This is a genomic window from Mesorhizobium sp. Root554, from assembly GCF_001427025.1.
Classification (GTDB): Bacteria; Pseudomonadota; Alphaproteobacteria; order Rhizobiales; family Rhizobiaceae; genus Mesorhizobium.
On the sequence record NZ_LMGA01000001.1, the window covers coordinates 3,520,640 to 3,540,518 of the forward strand.

The 19,879-nt window shown below is 63.1% G+C and carries 14 protein-coding genes; 9 read left to right on the forward strand and 5 right to left on the reverse strand.

The features are described from left to right. Nucleotides 1–112: 112 nt before the first annotated feature. A complete protein-coding gene (locus tag ASD44_RS17010; RefSeq protein ID WP_056114640.1) occupies nucleotides 113–1,183 on the forward strand; it encodes a hypothetical protein in 1,071 nt (356 codons plus the stop codon). Nucleotides 1,184–1,211: 28 nt separating this feature from the next. Here the strand turns inward: ASD44_RS17010 and ASD44_RS17015 are convergent, their stop codons facing one another. Together ASD44_RS17015 and ASD44_RS17020 are read right to left on the reverse strand one after the other, a co-directional pair. Then, on the reverse strand, nucleotides 1,212–2,807 hold the full coding sequence (locus ASD44_RS17015) for a cisplatin damage response ATP-dependent DNA ligase (RefSeq protein WP_056114643.1): 1,596 nt from the start codon (nucleotides 2,805–2,807) through the stop codon (nucleotides 1,212–1,214). Nucleotides 2,808–2,809: 2 nt separating this feature from the next. Further along, a complete protein-coding gene (locus ASD44_RS17020; protein WP_056114644.1) occupies nucleotides 2,810–3,820 on the reverse strand; it encodes a ligase-associated DNA damage response exonuclease in 1,011 nt (336 codons plus the stop codon). A gap of 129 nt (nucleotides 3,821–3,949) precedes the next feature. Between ASD44_RS17020 and ASD44_RS17025 the strand changes: the two genes are divergently transcribed. From ASD44_RS17025 to pdeM, 3 genes are all read left to right on the forward strand, one after another. Beyond that, the gene (locus ASD44_RS17025; RefSeq protein ID WP_056114647.1) at nucleotides 3,950–4,867 is read left to right on the forward strand and encodes a methyltransferase domain-containing protein; all 918 of its coding nucleotides are present in this window, start codon (nucleotides 3,950–3,952) and stop codon (nucleotides 4,865–4,867) included. A gap of 74 nt (nucleotides 4,868–4,941) precedes the next feature. Then, entirely contained in the window at nucleotides 4,942–7,605 is a 2,664-nt protein-coding gene (locus ASD44_RS17030) for a ligase-associated DNA damage response DEXH box helicase (protein ID WP_082542515.1), read from the forward strand. Beyond that, entirely contained in the window at nucleotides 7,602–8,315 is a 714-nt protein-coding gene (pdeM, locus tag ASD44_RS17035; protein WP_056114650.1) for a ligase-associated DNA damage response endonuclease PdeM, read from the forward strand. Before ASD44_RS17030 ends, pdeM begins: the two co-directional genes overlap by 4 nt. A gap of 10 nt (nucleotides 8,316–8,325) precedes the next feature. Here pdeM and ASD44_RS17040 read toward each other — a convergent pair whose 3' ends face one another. The 3 genes from ASD44_RS17040 to ASD44_RS17050 form a co-directional block, all read right to left on the reverse strand. Then, a complete protein-coding gene (locus tag ASD44_RS17040) occupies nucleotides 8,326–9,114 on the reverse strand; it encodes a TIGR02186 family protein (protein ID WP_056114651.1) in 789 nt (262 codons plus the stop codon). After that, the gene (locus tag ASD44_RS17045; RefSeq protein ID WP_056114654.1) at nucleotides 9,114–10,037 is read right to left on the reverse strand and encodes a sulfite exporter TauE/SafE family protein; all 924 of its coding nucleotides are present in this window, start codon (nucleotides 10,035–10,037) and stop codon (nucleotides 9,114–9,116) included. Before ASD44_RS17045 ends, ASD44_RS17040 begins: the two co-directional genes overlap by 1 nt. A 186-nt stretch (nucleotides 10,038–10,223) precedes the next feature. Then, entirely contained in the window at nucleotides 10,224–14,027 is a 3,804-nt protein-coding gene (locus ASD44_RS17050; RefSeq protein ID WP_056114655.1) for a peptidoglycan-binding protein, read from the reverse strand. Nucleotides 14,028–14,458: 431 nt separating this feature from the next. Between ASD44_RS17050 and ASD44_RS17055 the strand changes: the two genes are divergently transcribed. The 5 genes from ASD44_RS17055 to ASD44_RS17070 all read left to right on the forward strand — a co-directional run bounded on the left by ASD44_RS17055 (nucleotide 14,459) and on the right by ASD44_RS17070 (nucleotide 19,868). Beyond that, nucleotides 14,459–14,923 (forward strand): MerR family DNA-binding transcriptional regulator, encoded by a 465-nt coding sequence (locus ASD44_RS17055; RefSeq protein ID WP_056116442.1) that lies wholly within the window; start codon nucleotides 14,459–14,461, stop codon nucleotides 14,921–14,923. Between the two features lie 133 nt (nucleotides 14,924–15,056). After that, a complete protein-coding gene (locus ASD44_RS18255) occupies nucleotides 15,057–15,314 on the forward strand; it encodes a hypothetical protein (protein ID WP_082542516.1) in 258 nt (85 codons plus the stop codon). 266 nt (nucleotides 15,315–15,580) lie between these two features. Then, complete coding sequence (locus ASD44_RS17060) at nucleotides 15,581–17,377, forward strand: acyl-CoA dehydrogenase C-terminal domain-containing protein (RefSeq protein WP_056114658.1); 1,797 nt, start codon at nucleotides 15,581–15,583, stop codon at nucleotides 17,375–17,377. A gap of 77 nt (nucleotides 17,378–17,454) precedes the next feature. Further along, a complete protein-coding gene (locus tag ASD44_RS17065; RefSeq protein WP_156459879.1) occupies nucleotides 17,455–18,627 on the forward strand; it encodes an acyl-CoA dehydrogenase family protein in 1,173 nt (390 codons plus the stop codon). Between the two features lie 32 nt (nucleotides 18,628–18,659). Next, on the forward strand, nucleotides 18,660–19,868 hold the full coding sequence (locus ASD44_RS17070; RefSeq protein WP_056114662.1) for an acetyl-CoA C-acetyltransferase: 1,209 nt from the start codon (nucleotides 18,660–18,662) through the stop codon (nucleotides 19,866–19,868). Nucleotides 19,869–19,879: the final 11 nt, after the last annotated feature.

The following is a 19,879-nucleotide window of genomic DNA, read 5'->3' on the forward strand; positions in this document are numbered from 1 at the left end:
ATGTGCCGAGATTTATCTTGCCGGCATGGCACCTTATCCATTGTCGACCGTTGATTGATCGGCTTGCTGGGGCTAACGATCATAAGTACGTGATCGGTGAAGGGAACCGTTCTTGGACGCCATCGAAAAAGCGATTCGCAGCGCCTTCGAGAAAGGCGATGCCGACGACCGGGCATTTCGCGAGAAAGTCTACCGGTCGGCCTTTGCTGCGCTCGACAGGGCGCTTCAGGCCAATCCCGGCATCACGGTGGAAAATGCCATCAAGCGCCGCAAGGCGATGCAGGCCAAGATTGCCGAGATCGAATCGGAATTTCTGCCCGCGGTTGCGCCAATGGGAGCCCATGAAGGTGGCGACGCCCCCTCGGTGGATGCGCCGGTTTCGGCCACCGGCTCCGCGCCGTCGATCGACGAGCGACGCGAACCGTCGCTGGAACGCTCCGCCGCTGGCGGCCGCGTGCTGCCGGACATCGTTCCGGACAGGCCGCTGCCGAGTTCGCAGCGGCCAGAAACCGCAGCCGATGCCGTAGCGCCGGACCGCGATCCGAGCCGTGCGCGCAGGCGGTTCCCGACAGGTGCGCTAGCCGGCGTCGCACTGCTTGTCGCTATCGGCGCGGGTCTGTGGTGGGCGGTTCAGTCCGGCATTCTGAAAATGCCGGATGGAGCCGGCCAGTCGTCTGCGACACAGGCAAGCGGCGTAGGCGGGAACGACGCGGCGCCGCTGAAACCCGGCGAAGCCGACGACACCCGCAACTGGATCGACGTTTTCACGCCAAGCGATCCGACATTGGTTTCGGCGCCCTCCGACGCGAAAGCCGATGTGATGCAGGACGATTCCGGTTCCTTCCTGCGGATACGCTCCGGCAGTTCCGGCTCGGCGGTAAGCTTCGATGTCGGCCAGGGCATATTGGAGCAAATTGCCGGCAAGCACGCCGTGTTCGACATCGTCGCCCGCGCCGAGGACGGCAAGGACACGCAGATTTCGGTGGATTGCAATTTCGGCGAACTGGGCGATTGCGGCCGCAAGCGCTACGCGGTCGGCCATGAGAAGAACGAATATCTTTTCGATGTCCGCTTGCCGGACGTGCACCCCGGCGCAGCCGGAACTATCGCCATCAGCTCCGATTTCGACAAGCAGGGCAAGTCGGTGGATATCTACCAGATACGGGTTTCGGTGGTCGAATAGCACTAAGATTTGTTGCTGGCTGAACAGCTCAGTCTAGCAGCGCCTGCAGCGTCTCGATGCGGTCGGCTTCAGCGGCCGGTTTGTCCCAGCGCAGCCGCGAGATACGCGGAAAGCGCATCGCTACGCCCGACTTGTGACGCGTCGAGCGGTTCAGCCCCTCGAAGGCGATTTCCAGCACCAACCCGTTCTTCCTGTCGGCGCGCACCGATCGTACCGGCCCGAAGCGTTCGATCGTATTGTCGCGGACATATTTGTCGATCTGCTTCAGCTCTTCGTCGGTGAAGCCGAAATAAGCCTTGCCGACGGGCACCAGCTCTTCGCCGCCTTCCGGCCCCGACCAGACGCCGAACGTGTAGTCGGAATAGAAACTTGAGCGCTTGCCATGGCCGCGCTGGGCGTACATCAGCACTGCGTCGACCGTATGCGGATCGCGTTTCCACTTGAACCATGGGCCCTTGGGTCGTCCGGCCACATAGGCGGAATCCCAGCGCTTCAGCATCACGCCTTCGATGATGGGATGCGGCGGCGCCGAGCGTAGCGCCTCCAGTTCCGGCCACGCGGTGAAGGCAACCAGCGGCGACAAGTCGAAGCGCGTGGGTTCGAGCTTTTCGGCGAAGGCCTCGAGCCGCGTTCGCCGTTCGCGGAATGGCAATCCACGCAAATCCTCGCCATCGTGCTGGAGCAGGTCGTAGCAACGCACGAAGGCCGGATAGCGCTCACGTATCTTCGGCGACACGCTCTTGCGGTTCAGGCGCTGTTGCAGATCTGAGAATGTCCCCGTTGCCGAGGGCGATCCGACCAGAAGCTCACCATCCAGCGTGGCATCGAAATCGACGGCGTCGGCGAGATCGGGAAATGCGCCGGCGACATTGTCGCTCGTGCGGGAATAGAGCCGCTTGACGCCACCTTCGGAAACCACCTGAACGCGGATGCCGTCCCACTTCCATTCCGCCGCATAGTCCGCCGGGTCGAGCTTGGCCAGATCGCTGTCCTCGACAGGGTGAGCCAGCATGACGGGCCGAAACAGCGCCTTTGCTGCGTTTTCGGGCTTCGGCGTCTTGCCTTCAAGCCAGGCGAAAAGGTCGCTGTAAGGCGGCGCGAGCCCGTGCCAGAGCTCTTCGATCTCGGCGACATCGGCCTTGCCAAAGTCGGCCAGCGCCTGCTTGGCAAGTCGTGCCGAGACACCGATGCGCAAGCCGCCGGTCACCAGTTTGATGATGGCGAAGCGCGCTGCAATGCCGGAATTGTCGAGGAGCCGGGCCAGCACTTTGGGCCCGTCGGATCGGCTTGCCGACTGCAGTTTTTCGACGACCTCGGCAAGGGTCGGCTCGCGGTTCGGAATACTGTCTTGCGGCGTCGGCCAGACAAGCGAGACCGTTTCGGCGAGGTCGCCGACATAGTCGTAGGAATAGCCGAACAGCACCGGGTCCATGCGCTCGGCCACCAGCGCCCGCAACATGGCCGGCTTGACCGCGGCGATGTTGAGGTCGCCAGTGATGGCTGCCAAGCCTAGACCTCTGTCTGGATCCTCGACCGTGCAGAAATAGTCGCTGAGCAGTTTCAGCTTGCCGTTGCGCGATGGCGTCAGCACCAGCCGGTCGAGGAGTTCGGCGAAGCGGTTCACGCTCAGTCTCCCTCGTCTTCGTAGCCAACGAGATGCAGCGGCTTGGCCGCGATCCCTTCCAGTTCGCACCAGCGCACGAGAGCTTCCTCGCGCCCGTGCGTGACCCAAACTTCGCGTGCGCCGGTCGCGTGGATCGTCGCCGTCAGCTCGTCCCAATCGGAATGGTCGGAAATGATGAGCGGCAGCTCGACCCCGCGCTGCTTGGCCCGTTGGCGGATGCGCATCCAGCCGGAGGCGAAGCAGGAAACCGGGTCGGGAAAGCGTCGCGCCCAGCGGTCGGCAAACGCCGATGGCGGACCGATGACGATGGCGCCGGCGAAATCGCCCTTGCCGCCGCTTTCCATCGTCGCCGGTTCAAGAACGCCGAGATCGATGCCCTGGCTCTGGTAGTAATCGCTGAGTTTTGCCAGCGCGCCATGAATGTAGATGGGCATGTCATAACCGGCATCGCGAATGAGGCGCATGACGCGCTGCGCCTTGCCCAGTGCATAGGCGCCGACCAGATGGGCGCGTTCGGGAAACTGCTCGATCGACTTAAGCAGCCGCGCGATTTCCTCTTGGTCCGGTGGATGGCGGAAGACCGGAAGGCCGAACGTCGCCTCGGTGATGAAAACATCGCAAGGCACGACTTCGAAAGGCTGGCAGGTGGCGTCGGGCATGCGCTTGTAGTCGCCGGAGGCGACGATGCGGATGCCTTCGTATTCGACCGCGATCTGCGCCGAACCGAGCACATGCCCGGCTGGATGGAAAGTAACGGAAACGCCGTTGATATCGGTCGTTTCGCCCAGCGCCGCCGCCTGCGTCGTTCCGGCAAAGTCCTCGCCGTAGCGCAGCGCCATGATGTCCAGCGTCTGCCGCGTTGCCAGCACGGCCTGATGCCCGGATCGCGCATGGTCGGAATGGCCATGGGTTATCAGCGCGCGCTTCACTGGCCGCACCGCATCGATGTAGAAATCGCCGGGCGGGCAATACAGACCTGCGGGGCTGGGACAGAGCAAATCCTTGGCGCGCATCGTTGGAAGATAGGTGTTTATTCCGCAGCGGGAAGCCGTCCGCGCCAAGCTGCTGACTCCGGCTTGCAAATAGGCCTGTACCGGATCATAGGAGCCGCGGCGATCTCCGCTGCCGGAAAACCAGCAACCATGAAACCGCTTCAGGCTTCGTCGGGCGACCTGCTTGCCGATCGGCGTGCCGATTACGCCGAAATGCTCTATGCGTCCGGCGACCGCGCGGCAGCGGCAGAGCTGATGCTCGGCGCGCTCGAGCTTGCGCCGGATTGGGCGATGGGCTGGTTTCGCCTTGGCGAAATGCAGGAGGTCGTTGGTGCGCTCGATGCGGCGGCCGAAGCCTGGCGCATGGTGCTGAAGCTGGAGCCGGCGGACCGGCCGGGAGCGGCGCTCAAGCTGGCGTTGATTGGCAAGGCGCCGCAGGCAGATGCACCCCCGAGTGCCTTCGTCGAAGCGTTGTTCGACCAATACGCCGACAGTTTCGATGCCTCGCTGGTCGACAAGCTGGCTTACCGCGTGCCGGAATTTCTGGCCGAAGCCATCCGCGCCCAGGGCGAGCGCCGCTTCCGCCTGGCCCTCGATCTTGGTTGTGGAACCGGCCTGATGGGTGAAAAGCTCCGGCCCATGGTCGATCGGTTGGAAGGCCTCGACATTTCCGCCGAGATGCTGCGCAAGGCACGCGCGAAGGGCGTTTACGACAGGCTGGAAAAGGCCGACCTGCAGGATTTTCGCTATGATGGTCCTGAGCCGGATCTCGTCGCTGCCGCCGACGTCTTCATGTATGTCGGCGCCCTTGAGCATGTGGTCCGCAAAATTGCCGGCGCGCTGGCGGACAAGGGCCTGTTTGCCTTTTCGGTCGAGAAACTGGCGGACAAGGGTAATTTCGCGCTGCAGCCGTCGCGCCGTTATGCCCATTCAAAGGTCTATCTGCGCCAGGTGCTGGCGGCTAATGGTCTCTCCATATTGTCGCTGGAGGAAAAGACCATCCGGCAAGATCGCAGCGAGCCCGTGCAGGGCCTGATCGTGGTGGCGCACGCCGACGCCCGTCCCTGAGCGGGTTATTCGTCGATCACCTTTTGTTCCAGATTTTGCTTGGCCTTTGACGGGACCCGCGCTACGTCATTTGCGTGACCTTGGTGCCCTCTCTCGTCAACGACAATGCCGCCGCCCTGCTGCCGGACCCTTTCGTCAGATGGTTCGCGCAGAAAGGCTGGTCGCCACGTCCCCACCAGCTCGAATTGCTGGGGCGCGCCCAGGCGGGACAATCCACGCTGCTGATTGCGCCGACCGGGGCCGGCAAGACCCTAGCGGGTTTCCTGCCGTCGCTCACAGAATTGGCGGTGCGGCCAAAACGCAAGCCCGGTGAAGCGCACCGCGGTATCCACACGCTCTACATCTCGCCGCTGAAGGCGCTGGCTGTCGACATCGAGCGCAATCTCGGCAAGCCGGTCGAGGAGATCGGGCTGCCCATCTCGATCGAAACCCGCACCGGCGACACGCCAGCCCACAAGCGCCAGCGCCAGAAGCTTGCACCGCCCGATATCCTGCTCACCACGCCCGAGCAACTGGCCTTGCTGATCGCCGGCACCGATGCCCGCCGCTTCTTCGAGGATTTGCGCTACGTCGTACTGGATGAACTGCACTCGCTGGTCACGTCCAAACGCGGGCACCTTCTGTCGCTCGGCCTGGCGCGGTTGCGAACCTTTCAGCCGGACCTGCGCGCCATCGGCCTTTCCGCCACGGTGGCCGAGCCGGACGAGTTGCGGCGCTGGCTGGTGGGGCAGGATGCCTCCGGGCCCATGGCCGGCCTGATCACCGTCGCCGGCGGTGCCAAGCCGGAAATATCCATCCTCGATTCCGATGAGCATGTGCCTTGGGCGGGGCATTCGGCGCGCTATGCCATCCCGGAAATCTATGAGGCGATCAAACGGCACAAGACCACGCTGCTGTTCGTCAACACCCGCAGCCAGGCTGAATTGCTGTTCCAGGAGCTATGGCGCGTCAACGAGGACACGCTGCCGATTGCCTTGCATCACGGTTCGCTCGATGTCGGCCAGCGACGGCGGGTCGAAAAGGCCATGGCCGATAATGTGCTCCGCGCCATCGTCGCCACCTCGACGCTCGACCTCGGCATCGACTGGGGCGATGTCGATCTGGTCATTCATGTCGGGGCACCGAAGGGCGCGAGCCGGCTGGCACAGCGCATCGGCCGCGCCAACCACCGCATGGACGAGCCGTCGAAGGCGGTTCTCATTCCCGCCAACCGCTTCGAGGTGCTGGAATGCCGCGCAGCGCTCGATGCCAATTATCTCGGCGCGCAGGATACGCCACCGCTGCTGGATGGCGCGCTCGACGTTCTGGCGCAGCACGTGCTGGGCACCGCCTGTGCAGCACCTTTCCACGCCGATCTGCTTTACAGTGAAGTCACAAGCGCCGCGCCCTATGCCTGGCTGGGCCGCGAAACCTTCGATCGTGTCATCGACTTCGTCGCCACCGGCGGCTATGCGCTGCAGAGCTACGAGCGCTATGCCCGCATCCGCAGGACAAAAGAAGGGCTGTGGCGCGTCACGCATCCGCGGGTGGCGCAGCAGTATCGGCTGAACGTCGGTACGATCGTCGAGATGCCGGAGCTGAACGTGCGCTATGTGCGCCAGGGCAGGGGGCTGTCAGGGCGCGGCGGGCCGGTTCTCGGCAAGGTCGAGGAGTATTTCGCCGAGACGCTGAGGCCCGGCGATAACTTTCTTTTCGCCGGCAAGGTACTGCGCTTCGAGGGCATTCGCGAGAACGAATGCGTCGTCTCCAATGGCGGCGCCGGCGCGCAGATCATCGTGCCGAGCTATGCTGGCGGCAAGTTTCCGCTTTCGACCTACCTTGCCGATCAGGTGCGCGGCATGCTGGCCGATCCGGCTCGCTGGAACGTTCTGCCGGAACAGGTGTCGGATTGGCTGCGTCTGCAGAAGGAAAAGTCGGTGCTGCCAAAACGCGGCGACCTCCTGGTCGAGACCTTCCCGCGCGGCAATCGCCACTACATGGTGTGCTATCCGTTCGAAGGGCGGTTGGCGCACCAGACGCTGGGCATGCTCCTGACAAGGCGGCTGGAGCGTGCCAACGCCCGCCCGCTCGGTTTTGTCGCCACCGATTATTCGCTGGCCGTATGGGCCTTGGACGATATGGGAGCGATCTTCAAGGCCGGGCAACCGTCTCTGGCGGACCTGTTCGACGAAGACATGCTGGGTGACGATCTCGACGCCTGGCTGAACGATTCCTGGATGCTGAAACGCATGTTCCGTAACTGCGCGGTCATTTCGGGGCTGATCGAGAAGCGCTTTCCCGGGCAGGAAAAGAGTGGCCGGCAGGTCACCGTTTCGGCGGATCTGATCTACGACGTGCTGCGCAGCCATGAGCCGGACCACATTCTCATGCAGGCGACGCGGGCCGATGCGGCGGCGGGATTGCTGGATGTCAGCAGACTTGCCGAGATGCTCTCGCGCATCCGCGGTCGAATCATGCATAAGGAACTGGAACAGATATCGCCGCTGGCTGTGCCGATCATGCTGGAAATCGGCAGGGAAACGGTCAATGGCGGGGCGAACGAATCGCTGCTGATGGAAGCTGCAGATCTGGTGCAGGAAGCGATGGGGGATGCGGCGCCGGAGGGACCTGCCCGCAACGGACCGAAGGTTACCATCCGCGGCACAGCATCGAAACCGGCGCGCAGCGAACGCCAGGGCGTTGGAACGGCGGACTACGGTCGCCGAACCATTCAGGAAAAGGGCATGAAGCGGAAATGACTGCGGCCGCGCTGGCAAGATCGATAGCCGATACCGGCCTTGTCGGGGTTGCCGGGGAATGCGCGGTCTGCGATCCGCGCGGCGTGCTCTATTTCCCAGATCTCCGGCTGCTTGCCGTGTCCGACCTGCATCTGGAGAAAGGCTCCTCCTATGCAAGGCGTGGCGCGCTGCTGCCCCCCTATGATACCGAAGCGACCCTGCTCCGGCTGCAGGCGGTGATCGCGGACTATCAGCCCGCCATCGTGGTCAGCCTCGGCGATTCCTTTCATGATGGCCAAGGGGCAGAGCGCCTTCATCCAAGCTTCCGGGAACGGTTGCAAGGGCTGATCGCCGGCCGCGACTGGTTCTGGGTGGCGGGCAATCATGATCCCGATGCACCGGCGGATCTGCCTGGCGAAACGGTTCGCGAACTGGCGGTAGCCTCGCTTCTATTTCGCCATGAACCGTCGCGGGCCGCCGTCGAGGGCGAGATTGCCGGCCACCTGCATCCCTGCGCCCGGATCGTTCAGCGCGGCCGCTCGGTCAGGCGGCGTTGTTTCGTCGGCGATGGCGGCCGCCTGATCATGCCGGCTTTTGGCGCCTATACCGGGTCGCTCAACGTGCTCGACCGCGCATATCAGGGGCTTTTCCGGCGCGAGACGCTGATGGCCTATATGCTCGGCGCCGAACGCATCTTCGCGCTGCCCGGCTCCATGCTGCGGCCCGGCTGATCCCGCCGCCTCAATCCCGCTTGAACACCATCCGCCCGAGCCAGCCGGTCGCCATGGCCAGGAGCACACAGAGCAAGCCGTAGCTCGGTCCGTGATTATGGGCGAAGCGGAAGATGGTCTGTTCGAAGCCGGACTTACGGATTTCGAGCTGCGCCGAGGTTTCCTTCACGAAAGCGCCGTTCTTGAACAGGAAGGCCCGCGCCTTGTGGGTGCCGACCGGAACGTTCGGGGCCAACCGCACCGTGGCGCGGAACAGGTTCTGCGACAGAAACTCCACGCCGCCGGGGTTTTCGCTGTAGAGCCCGTTGGCGACCTTGCGTTGCCGCAATGCCGCGGTGAATTCCTGGATCGTCGCTGGTGCTTCCGTCGTATCGGCTGGCCGCATGTAGATGTTGTTGGCGCCCAGCGCGAGCCGCTTGTAGCTGTTGGGATCGGTAATGTCCTGCGTCGCCCGGGTAGTCGCTACGGAATAGGAGACCGGCACGTTCTCGAATGTCTCGGATTCGAGGTTCATCCAGATGCCGAGGACGCGGTCCTTGCGCCGCACCATCACGGGCCTTCCCGGGCCTTCGAGCACCACGACGACGTCATAGCGCCCCTGCCGCGCGAACAGCGGGTCGGCGTCTTCGAGCGAGCCGAAAATGGTCAGGTCGGCGCCTGAAAAGCCGGCGGTGATGGAAACGCGGTCGGTGGACAGCCCGATCTGGATGCCTTCCACATGCGGCGATTGCGCGTTGGCGGGCAGGCCGCCCAACAAGGTCAGTGTAAGCAGCAGGCTGAGCAGGACATGCCGGCGCATCAGCCTATGTCCGCCGTCGTGAGGGAATAAAGATTGGCCGGCGTGATGAACAAGTCGATGGCCAGGCGGATCGCTACCGCCAGCACCAGCAGCGCAAGCAGCGCCCGCAACTGTTCTCCGCGCAGTTTCTGCCCGGCCTTGGCGCCGTACTGCGCGCCAGCCACGCCCCCCACCATCAAAAGGAAGGCCAGCATGACATCGACCGTGTAGTTGGTGCTGGCATGAACCAGCGTCGTATAGGCGGAGGTGAAGATGATCTGGAACAGCGAGGTGCCGATGACGACATTTGTCGGCACGCGCAGCAGGTAGATCAGCGCCGGCACCATGATGAAGCCGCCACCGACGCCCATGATCGAGGACAGGAAGCCAATGGCCATGCCGATGCCGATGACCGGGATGACGCTGACGAACAGCTTCGATGCCCGAAACCGCATCTTCAGCGGCAGCCGGTGGATCCAGTTATGCTGGCCGGATTTCTTAAGCACCGGTGCAGCGCCGCTGCGAGTGGCCCGCAACGCGTTGACGCTCTCGAAGAGCATCAGCCCGCCGACGGTGCCGAGCAGGACGACATAAAGGAGCGAAATGAACAGGTCGAGCTGGCCTATGCTGCGCAACAGCGCGAACACGTAGATGCCGAAAGTCGACCCAACCACGCCTCCCGCAAGCAGCACGCCGCCGAGCTTGAAGTCGAGCGTGCCGCGCTTCATATGCGACAGTGCGCCGGAAAAGGACGAGGCGATGACCTGGTTGGCGCCGGTGGCGACGGCGATCGCGGGAGGGATGTTGTAGAAGATCAGCAGCGGGGTGATGAGAAAGCCGCCGCCGACGCCGAACATGCCCGAGAGGAAACCCACCGCCGCGCCCATTGCAAGCAGCACGAAGATGTTGACCGAAATTTCCGCGATCGGAAGATAGATGCCCACCCGTCTGTCTCGACCAGTTCCACGCCCGGCGCGAAAATGTCCCGCGGAAAGCGCTCAAAAGCTTGTCCGTTCTTGCGCCGGCGGCGCAGCGAAGTCAAACCGCGCTGCGCTGCCGAAACGAAAAACATCTCAATCGGTTAACAGGCGAAAATATGGCGCGCCGTCGAGGAAACGACACCGCCGTCCTTATTTGCGTGCGATCAGCGCCTTCACCAGCTTTTCATCGACCTTTCCGGTCGCCGGCAGGTCGTTGTCGCCTTGGAAGGCGATGATGGCGTCCTTGGTTTTCTGGCCCATGACGCCGTCAGCGCCGCCGGCATCGTAGCCGTTCTTGTTGAGGATGCGCTGGATGTTCTGCACCGCCTTCTTCATGTCAATGCTGGCCGTGGTCGTCGGAGCTTCCTGCCAGGCATCGGGAATGTCGAGGCTGTTGGTGGCTTCGTTCAGCGACTTGGCCTTCCAAAGTTCGGTGGCGGCGCGCGCGCGTTCCAGCTGTTCCGGCCGCAGCGCATTGGCGATCTCGTCGCGCTTGGAAGCGGCATCCTTGTCGCCGGTCTTGGCCACCAGCGCGAACCACTTGTAGGACTCTTCGAGGTTCTGCTGCATGCCGACGCCCTTGGCGGCGAGGATGCCGAGGTTGAACTGGCTGTCCTTGACGCCGAGGTCGGCGGCTTCATGGAACCAGCGCGCCGAGGCTTCATTGTCGCTCTTGCCGTCCGCTCCCATGGCGAACAGCACTGCCAGATTGTGCATGGCGCTGGCGTTGCCCTGTTCGGCGGCCTTGCGGTACCACGACTTGGATTTCTCGATATCGCGCCCGACGCCGATGCCCTTTTCGTAGAAATTGCCGATGCGGTATTCGGCTGGTGCAAAGCCGAGATTGGCCGCGGCTTCATACCATTTCGCCGCAGCCGGCATGTCTTCCTTGACGCCGCGCGCCTCGGCGTAGCGCGAGCCGATCTCGAACAGCGCCTTGGCGTCGCCGCCTGCCGCCGCCTCGCGCAGCGCCGGCGTGCCGATGTCTGACGGCACCTCGAACGTTTTGGCGGCGCTCGCCTGTTCCTGCGCCGGGGGCACGGCGCCTGTGGTGTCTGCCGTTGCGGGCATGGCGGTGGAAGCCGGAACCTCGCTCGCCTGCATCTCGCCCGTCTGCGTTGAGGGCATGGCCGGCGCTGGAACTGCCGTCATGCTCGCCATTTCAATATCGTCTTTTGCCTTGCCTGCAGGAAGGGTGTCGATGGCAGCGTTGCCAGCCGGTTCGTCCTGGCCGACGACACGCACCATCTCCGGCGCGGGCGCCTCCTGCTCCGATGCAAGCGGTGGAGCATTCGAAGCCTCGGCCGTCGTGGCTTCGGCCGCTGGCTCGCTTGTGACGGAGGGGACATCGATCGACGCGACCTGGGGATCGGACAGGAAGGCCTTGCCCAGTTGCAGACCGGCCAGCGCCAGCATGATCGCGGCGGCCGCCATCAGCACGGGCTTGCGCCGCGCCTTCAGGAGATCGCCAAGCCGCAGCGCCTTGACCGGCCCGCCGAGGCTGGACTGCTTCTTCAGAACTTCCGCTTCGGCGGCGGCCGCCTGGGCGGCGCGGCGTGCGGCGGCGATGAAGTCGGATTTGGCCGCGTCGCCCTCGTTCTGCCTCGCCGGTTGACCGCGTTCGTCGCGGACGCGCTTCATGATGGCGCTGAGATCGGGTGCGCCCGAGCCCGGCTCCAGCGGGCGGTTGACCAGTGTCGGCTCCAACGGCTCGTCGAGGCTGACCGCAGGCGCTTCAGAGGCCGGAGCGTTAACGGTAGGCTCGCCGGATGCATCCTTCCTGCCGCTGAGAGCCTTGGCAAGGCCGCCGAGAATGGATTTGCGGCGTCCTTCCGGCTGTTCCTTGGTTTCGACGGCATCGACGTCCACGGCGGCTCTTGCAGCCTCCGCTGCGGCTTCCGCCGGCGTGCGGGCAAAAACGGCGCGTGCGGTCGCCGTCAGGCGGTCATCGTGGTCCATGTCCGCCGAAAAGGGCATCGGATCGTCCATCGCCAGCGTCGGCGCGTCATGGACGGCCAGTTTCGCCGCCGGCAGCTCGTTGCCATTGTCATCGCTGCCGGGTTCCAGCGATCCGAGCCGGTCAACGATCTTCAGCAGTGTGTCGTGGATGGCTTCGAAGGTCTTGGTGTTGCGTTCGTCGGAGCGGCGGGTCAACGTTTCCAGCTGCTTGAGATCCTGGGCGAGGCCGGACACCGCAATGCCTTCGGCGCTGCCGGCGCCCATGGCGCGAACCGCGTTTTCCGCCGCCTGTCGCGCAGCTTCGAGAATGCTGTCGCGGCTCCCGGCGATGGATTGCTCGATCTTCTCGATCCTTGGCGAGATATCCTCGAACTCCGGCAGCGGCGTACCGGGCTTGGAGAGATGCGCCGACAGGCCAGAGACCTGCGCCTCAAGGCTGCGGATCAATTCGGGGTCGATTCCGGCGAACTGCGCCGCGGACGAATCCAGCCGGGTTGAAATGTCGGCCAACCGGCTTTCGAGCCCGCGGATCGCAGCCTCGCTTGCGCTGTCGGTAGAGCGTGTCTCCAGCCGTTGCGCCAGCGCGGTGAAACGGGCGTCGATGGCTTCCATGATGCCGGCGCTGTCGAACGAGGCTTCCGGCGTGTGGCGGTCCAGCCTGTCGGCGACCTCGTCCAGTCGGCGCTCGAGATCGCGGAAAAGCATATTGCCATGCTCAATCGCGTCTCCCTGGCGCCGTTCGAACATGCTGGACAGCATGTCGAAGCGCTGCTCGAGGCCCTGCAAAAGCTGGTCGGCTTCCGGCAGCGCTGCGCCTTGGTCGATCTTGTCAACGATCGAGGCAATCTGCCGGCCCAGCCGGTCTATGGCCTGTTCAGGCAACTGCGCGCGCGTCGCCAGGTCGTCGACGCGATTGGAGAGCGACTCGAGCTGATCCATGACGGCGTTGGCGGGGCGGTTCTCGGCGACTTCCTCGATCTGACGCGCGAGCGAGTCGATACGCTGTTCGATGCGCTCGAAAGGCGCGGGATCGAACATGTTGGATTTTGAGGCCACGGTCGAGGCCACGATGGCGCGGGAGATCTCGTCCAGCCTCTCGTCGATCAGGCCGAAGGTCTGGCTGCCGCCGGCGTTCTGCTGGCTGGTGAAATGATCGACAGCCCCTGCCAGCGTGCGGATCTTGTCCTCCAGCGAGCGCAGCGGCAAGGAGTCCGGCAGGCTGTTGACCGCGCGGCTGATCTGTTCAAGTCGCTCGCTCAGAGCGTCGAGGCCGGCGCCCTTGCCGTCACCCACGAACCGGTCCTCGAAGGCGTTCCAGCGTCGGTCGAAATCGTCCCAGCGGCGGTCTACGGCCTGCACGCTTTCCTCGCGCGCCAGGGTATCCAGTGCGGCTTTGACCTGTTCGAGTTCCAGGCGCAGCAGGCTGACATTGCGGTCTTCGCCCTTTTCGGAGAGCAACCGGATTGCTGCTGACAACCGTTCGAATTCCAGATTGAGTTCCGCCGCGTGTTTCGCCGAAGGACCGGATTGCAGTGAGCGGTCGATATCCTTGCGCAGCGCTCCGAATTCGCGTTGCAGGCCCGAGGTCATCTGGTGACGCAGTTCTTCCCGCAGGCCGCGCAATTCATTGGCGATCTTGCCAACCATGGCGACGCCGTCTTCCTGGCCGCGCACGCGGTCGATGTCGCGCGCCAGCGACTGGTAATTCTGTTCAGGGCGCCGGCCTGACGGCCTTTGCTGATATCGGGGCTCGTCATGGACGCGCTGCGGCCGCGCCGTCTCGAACGAGCGTTGAGCATAAGGATCGGTGCGCGCGTAGCGCGGTTCGCTCTGGAGGCTGTCGCGGCGATCGCCATATTCGTCGGCGTCCTGCCGCGAACGGCCGAGCCTCTGCTCCAGCGTTTCCAGCGAGCGGTTGAGCTGTTCCAGCGTCGTATGCGGCCTGCGCTGCCTGCCGGCATTAAGTGTATCGAGATAGGACCGCTTGCTGTTCATCGAACCGCCTGTTTCCGAATGCCGGCCGGAACCGGTTTCTTCTCAAATCCCGTCGGGGACGAAGGCGGCCGCTTGATCATGCGGCGGAAGATGGACTTTCCCGGGTTCTACCCGCGCTCCGAGAAACCGTGAAAAATTCGATACAGGATAAACACGGGTGACCGACATGCGCACAATTCTCCCATCGTGGTAAACAAGGCGTTAACCAAGCTTAAGAAGCTGAAAGAATTGTGAGGCTGTGCCTCTGTCCTCAGTCCGGGATCGTGCGGCAACATTGCACTTGCGCAGAACGGGCATAATAGATATACGTTTACGTAAAGGTAAGTAAAGCCAACTGGCTCGCTTGCCATCGTTCCAACAGATTGGAAGTCTGCCCCAGCTTCCAAATGGCGACGCCGGCTCTGCCGCGATGCCGCCTCGGGGAAAGCAAAATGACCATGACAATCACGAAGGCCGGTAAATCCGCGGCCAATACGAATACTCTTCCGGATGCCGACAGCGACGAGTTCGTGCGGATCGGCGAGATGGCCAAGAAATACGGCGTCACGCTGCGCACCCTGCGTTTCTATGAAGACAAGGGCCTGCTCAACCCCAAGCGGGACGGCGCGACGCGCCTGTACACCCGCCGGGACAATGTCAGGCTGAAGCTCATCCTGCTTGGCCGCAAGGTCGGGTTCTCGTTGCGCGACGTCAAGCAGATGATCGATCTCTACGATCCGACCGGCTCCAATGCCAAGCAGTTGCGCCTGGCCCTGGACAAGTCGGAAAAGCAGCTCGCCCGTCTCAACAAGCAGCGCGCGCTCATCGACGAGGCGATTGGGGATTTGAGCGGAGCCATGGCTGTTGTCCGCAAGATGCTGGCCGAGCGCTCTTCGCAATCCGGCGCAGCGAGCTAAGCGAAAAGAGGCGCACCGGCATATTTATCGGAAAGCAGGATCAGCTTTTTAGGCCGTGAACCATAAAGCTGCGATAGCGGAGCTCCGTTCACTTGGCGTTGCACCGCGTGCCGAGCAGTCATAATCATTGTGTATGAAAGATCAGCTATTTCGTTTTCAACCTCGGTGGAAAGAAGAACTGGTGGTTTCAGGGAGCGGTGGCTCTTTCGTTCTGGAATTGCCGATGGGCGTTTTGTCGGCCCATCTTCCTACAGAGACGGAATGGGAACGACGCGCGCCAGAATGGGCGCGATCACTTTGGCCGTCGCTGAAGCAGGAACTGGAAAACTGGTGCGGCGAGAACAACGCACAGTTTCACATTGATCCTTCTGCGGACGTTCACCCGCTTTGATTGCAGCTATACGCTTCCGTGTTTTGATTGTGGCTTCGCGCTTTGCACCAGCTTCCATTCGCTGGAGAAGCGGCCGCCAATCCGCATTGAAGTGCCCGCATTTCGTAAAGTGTCATCGCGTGTCGGCGGCGAAGTGACTAGGCCAATTCGCTTGTTTTCCATATTGACGTTTACGCAAACGTCAATATTTTAACGCTGCTTCGAAAATCTGTTTCCGCAGCCTACAGCCTGGCGCGGAATGGGAATGTCTGGGTGGAGGAATAAGCATGCCGATCTATCAAGCCCCGGTCCGGGACACACTGTTCGTCCTCAACGAGGTGCTGGGCTTCGAGCGTTATTCCAATCTGCCGGGCTTTGCCGACGCCACGCCCGACATGCTGGAGGCGATCCTCGCCGAGGGCGCGAAGTTGGCCGAGAACGTCATGCTCCCCACCAACCGCGCTGGCGACATGGAAGGCTGCACCCGCCACGAGGACGGCTCGGTCACCACGCCCTCCGGCTTCAAGGAGGCCTATCGCCAGTATTGCGAGGGCGGCTGGATGGGTCTTGCGGTGCCAGAAGAATATGGCGGGCAGGGCCTGCCCTACGCGCTGCACAACGCCGTCGGCGAATATATGGCGTCCGCCAATATGGCGCTGCTGATGTATCCGGGGCTGACCCAGGGCGCCATCGCCGCTATCCACCAGCATGGCAGCGACGAGCAGAAGCAGACCTGGCTGCCGAAAATGGTCGAGGGTTCATGGACCGGCACCATGAACCTGACCGAGCCGCATTGCGGAACCGATCTCGGCCTGCTGCGCACCAGGGCGGCGCCGGCGGCCGACGGAACCTACAGGATTTCCGGCCAGAAAATCTTCATCTCGGCTGGCGAACACGACATGGCCGACAACATCGTGCATCTGGTGCTGGCCCGCATCGAGGGCGCGCCGGAAGGCGTGAAGGGCATCTCGCTGTTTATCGTACCGAAATTCCTGTTGGATGATGCTGGCAATCCGAAAGATCGAAATGCCGTCTCCTGCGGCTCCATCGAAGAGAAGATGGGTATCCACGGCAACGCCACCTGCGTCATGAACTATGACGAGGCCACCGGCTACCTGCTCGGGCAGGAGAATGGCGGCCTGAAGGCGATGTTCGTGATGATGAACGAGGCACGCCTCGGCGTCGGCCTGCAGGGACTGTCGCAATCCGAGGCCGCCTATCAGAACGCGGTCGCCTACGCGCGGGAGAGGCTCCAGGGCCGTTCGCTGACTGGCCCGAAGGCGCCGGACAATAAGGCCGATCCGATCATCGTGCACCCCGACGTGCGCCGCAATCTGATGACGATGAAGGCCTGGAACGAGGCCGGCCGCGCCTTTATGCTGTGGACGGCGCTGAAATCGGACATAGCCCATCGCTCGCCCGACGAGACCGACCGCCAGACCGCCGACGACCTGCTCGGCCTGATGACGCCGGTGTTGAAGGGCGTGCTCACCGACAAGGGCTTCGAACATGCCGCCATGGCGCAGCAGCTGTTCGGCGGCCACGGCTATATCGAAGAGCACGGCATGAGCCAGTTCGTGCGCGATGCCCGCATCGCCATGATCTACGAAGGCGCCAACGGCATCCAGGCGCTGGATCTGGTCGGCCGCAAGCTGGCCCTGAACGGCGGCCGCGCCGTGCAAACCTTCTTCAAGGAAGTCGGTGACTTCTGCGAGGAGAACCGCGCCGACGAGAAGATGGCGCCCTTCACCAAGGGGTTGAAGAAAGGTCTCAACGATCTGCAGGCAGCGACCATGTGGCTCATGCAGAACGGCATGAAGAACCCCGACAATGCCGGGGCCGCCTCAACCGACTATATGCATCTCTTCGGTCTTGTCGTGCTGGGTTACATGTGGGCGCAGATGGTCAAGGCCGCGCAGGGTGCGCTGGCAAATGGAGCCAATGGGTCGGGCTCGTTCTACGAGACCAAGCTGGTGACGGCGCGCTACTTCATGGAGCGTGTCATGCCCGAAACAGCGACGCATCTCGCCCGCCTTTCCAGCGGCGCCGAGACGATGATGGCGCTGCCGGCCGAGGCGTTCTGATAAAGGAAACTGAAGTTCCGTTCATTCTTGAACGGAATTCTGTATAGTTGTGCGAGCGCGGTAACAGGGAGAAGACCGTGGCAACCAATCCCGCCGAAGTGCTGTCGCTGCCCGCCCCTGCTTGGGCCGGGGAGGATGTCGTCATGCTCTACGACATGGCGCGGCGCTTCATGGCCGAGGAAATCGCGCCGCACTACGACACCTACGAGAAGAACGAGATCGTCGATCGCTCGGCTTGGGAAAAGGCCGGCGCGGCGGGCCTGCTTTGCGCGTCGATGCCGGAAGAATATGGCGGCGCGGGCGGCACCTACGCGCATGAGAGCGCCATCATCGACGCTGTCAGTCATGTCGGCGTCGATGGCTTCGGCATCGTCCTGCACAACGCCATCGTCGCGCCGTATATCCTTCACTACGGCTCCGAGGAGCAGAAGAAGAAGTGGCTGCCGAAGCTCGCCACCGGCGAACTGATCGGTGCCATCGCCATGACCGAGCCCGGCGCCGGTTCCGATCTGCAAGGCGTCAAGACGCGCGCCGAAAAGGACGGGAACCAGTACCGCATCAACGGCTCCAAGACCTTCATCACCAACGGCCAGAACGCCAATTTCGTCATCGTCGTCACCAAGACTGATCCGTCGAAGGGCGCCAAGGGCACGTCTTTGATCGTGGTCGAGACGGAAGAGGTGGAAGGCTTCGAGCGCGGCCGTAACCTCGACAAGATCGGGCTGAAGGCCAACGATACGTCCGAACTGTTCTTCAACGATGTGCGCGTGCCAACGGCGAACCTGCTGGGTTCGGACGAAGGGCAGGGCTTTGTCCAGCTCATGCAGCAATTGCCGCAGGAGCGGCTGCTGATCGGCGGTCAGGCCGTCGCGATGGCTGAACGCGCGCTCGCCGTCACCATAGACTACGTCAAGGAGCGCCAGGCCTTCGGCCAGCCGGTGCTGAATTTCCAGAACACCCAGTTCAAGCTTGCCGAACTGAAGACCGAAACGACGATCGGCCGCGTCTTCTACAATGATTGCGTGGCGCGTCATCTTGGCGCCGGCCTCGATCCGGTCACCGCGTCGATGGCCAAATACTGGCTTTCCGACCTTCAAGGAAAAGTGGTCGATGAATGCCTGCAATTGTTCGGCGGCTATGGCTACATGAATGAATACCCGATCGCCCGCATGTACCGCGATGCCCGCGTGCAGCGGATTTACGGCGGCACCAACGAGATCATGAAATTGCTGATTGGCCGCTCGCTTTAAGCGACAGCCGGACAGGCACAAGGAGAACGAACATGGCAGAAGCTTACGTCTATGACGCTGTCCGCACCCCGCGCGGCCGGGGCAAGAAGGATGGCGCGCTGCACGAAGTGCCGGCCGTTCGCCTCGCCGCCAGAACGCTGGAAGCCGTGCGCGACCGTAACGGGCTCGACACCTCGACCGTCGACGACATCATCTTCGGCTGTGTCGATCCGGTTGGCGAGGCCGGTGCGGTCATTCCGCGCGCCGCGGCCTTCGAAGCCGGCTATGACGACAAGGCGCCCGGCCTGCAGATTTCGCGCTTTTGCGCTTCGGGCCTGGACGCGATCAACCTCGGCGCTGCCAAGATCGTCCAGGGTTCGGACGATATCGTCATTGCCGGTGGCGTGGAATCGATGAGCCGCGTCGGCATGGGCGCTGCCGGCGGCGCCTGGTTCATGGACCCGTCGGTCGGCTTTCCGGGCTGGTTCGTGCCGCAAGGCATTTCCGCCGACTTGATCGCCACGAAATACGGCTTCAGCCGCGACGATGTCGATGCCTATGCGGTCGAGAGCCAGAAGCGCGCCGCCAAGGCCTGGGAAAAGGGCTGGTTCAAGAATTCGGTCATCCCGGTCAAGGACCAGAACGGCCTGACCATCCTCGACCATGACGAGCACATGCGGCCGACCACCGACATGCAATCGCTGGCCTCGCTCAACCCGTCCTTCGTCATGCCAGGCGAAATGGGCGGCTTCGATGCGGTGGCGGTGCAGAAGCATCCCGAAATCGAAGAGGTCAACCACGTCCACCACGCCGGCAATTCCTCCGGCATCGTCGATGGCGCGGCCGCCGTGCTGCTCGGCTCGAAGAAGGCCGGCAAGTCGCTCGGCATGAAGCCGCGCGCCCGCATCCGCGCCTTTGCCAATATCGGCTCGGAGCCGGTGCTGATGCTGACCGGGCCGGTCGATGTGACCGAAAAACTTCTGAAGCGCGCCCGGATGAAAACTTCTGACATCGACCTGTTCGAGCTGAACGAAGCGTTCGCTTCGGTCGTGCTGCGCTACATGCAGGCCTTCGACATTCCGCACGACCAGATCAACGTCAATGGCGGCGCCATCGCCATGGGCCATCCGCTGGGTGCGACAGGTGCGATCATCCTGGGCACGGTGCTGGACGAGCTTGAGCGGCGCGACTTGAACACCGCCCTGGTGACGCTGTGCATCGGCGCCGGCATGGGCACTGCGACCATCATCGAGCGCGTCTGAGTTCGGCCGAA

What these genes read in the sequence shown, in the direction of transcription:
- ASD44_RS17020 (WP_056114644.1), bottom strand. Translation starts at nt 3,820, where the DNA reads ATGCGCGCCAAGGATTTGCTCTGTCCCAGCCCCGCAGGTCTGTATTGC.
- ASD44_RS17025 (WP_056114647.1), top strand. Translation starts at nt 3,950, where the DNA reads ATGAAACCGCTTCAGGCTTCGTCGGGCGACCTGCTTGCCGATCGGCGT.
- pdeM (WP_056114650.1), top strand. Translation starts at nt 7,602, where the DNA reads ATGACTGCGGCCGCGCTGGCAAGATCGATAGCCGATACCGGCCTTGTC.
- ASD44_RS17040 (WP_056114651.1), bottom strand. Translation starts at nt 9,114, where the DNA reads ATGCGCCGGCATGTCCTGCTCAGCCTGCTGCTTACACTGACCTTGTTG.
- ASD44_RS17050 (WP_056114655.1), bottom strand. Translation starts at nt 14,027, where the DNA reads ATGAACAGCAAGCGGTCCTATCTCGATACACTTAATGCCGGCAGGCAG.
- ASD44_RS17055 (WP_056116442.1), top strand. Translation starts at nt 14,459, where the DNA reads ATGACCATGACAATCACGAAGGCCGGTAAATCCGCGGCCAATACGAAT.
- ASD44_RS18255 (WP_082542516.1), top strand. Translation starts at nt 15,057, where the DNA reads ATGAAAGATCAGCTATTTCGTTTTCAACCTCGGTGGAAAGAAGAACTG.
- ASD44_RS17060 (WP_056114658.1), top strand. Translation starts at nt 15,581, where the DNA reads ATGCCGATCTATCAAGCCCCGGTCCGGGACACACTGTTCGTCCTCAAC.
- ASD44_RS17070 (WP_056114662.1), top strand. Translation starts at nt 18,660, where the DNA reads ATGGCAGAAGCTTACGTCTATGACGCTGTCCGCACCCCGCGCGGCCGG.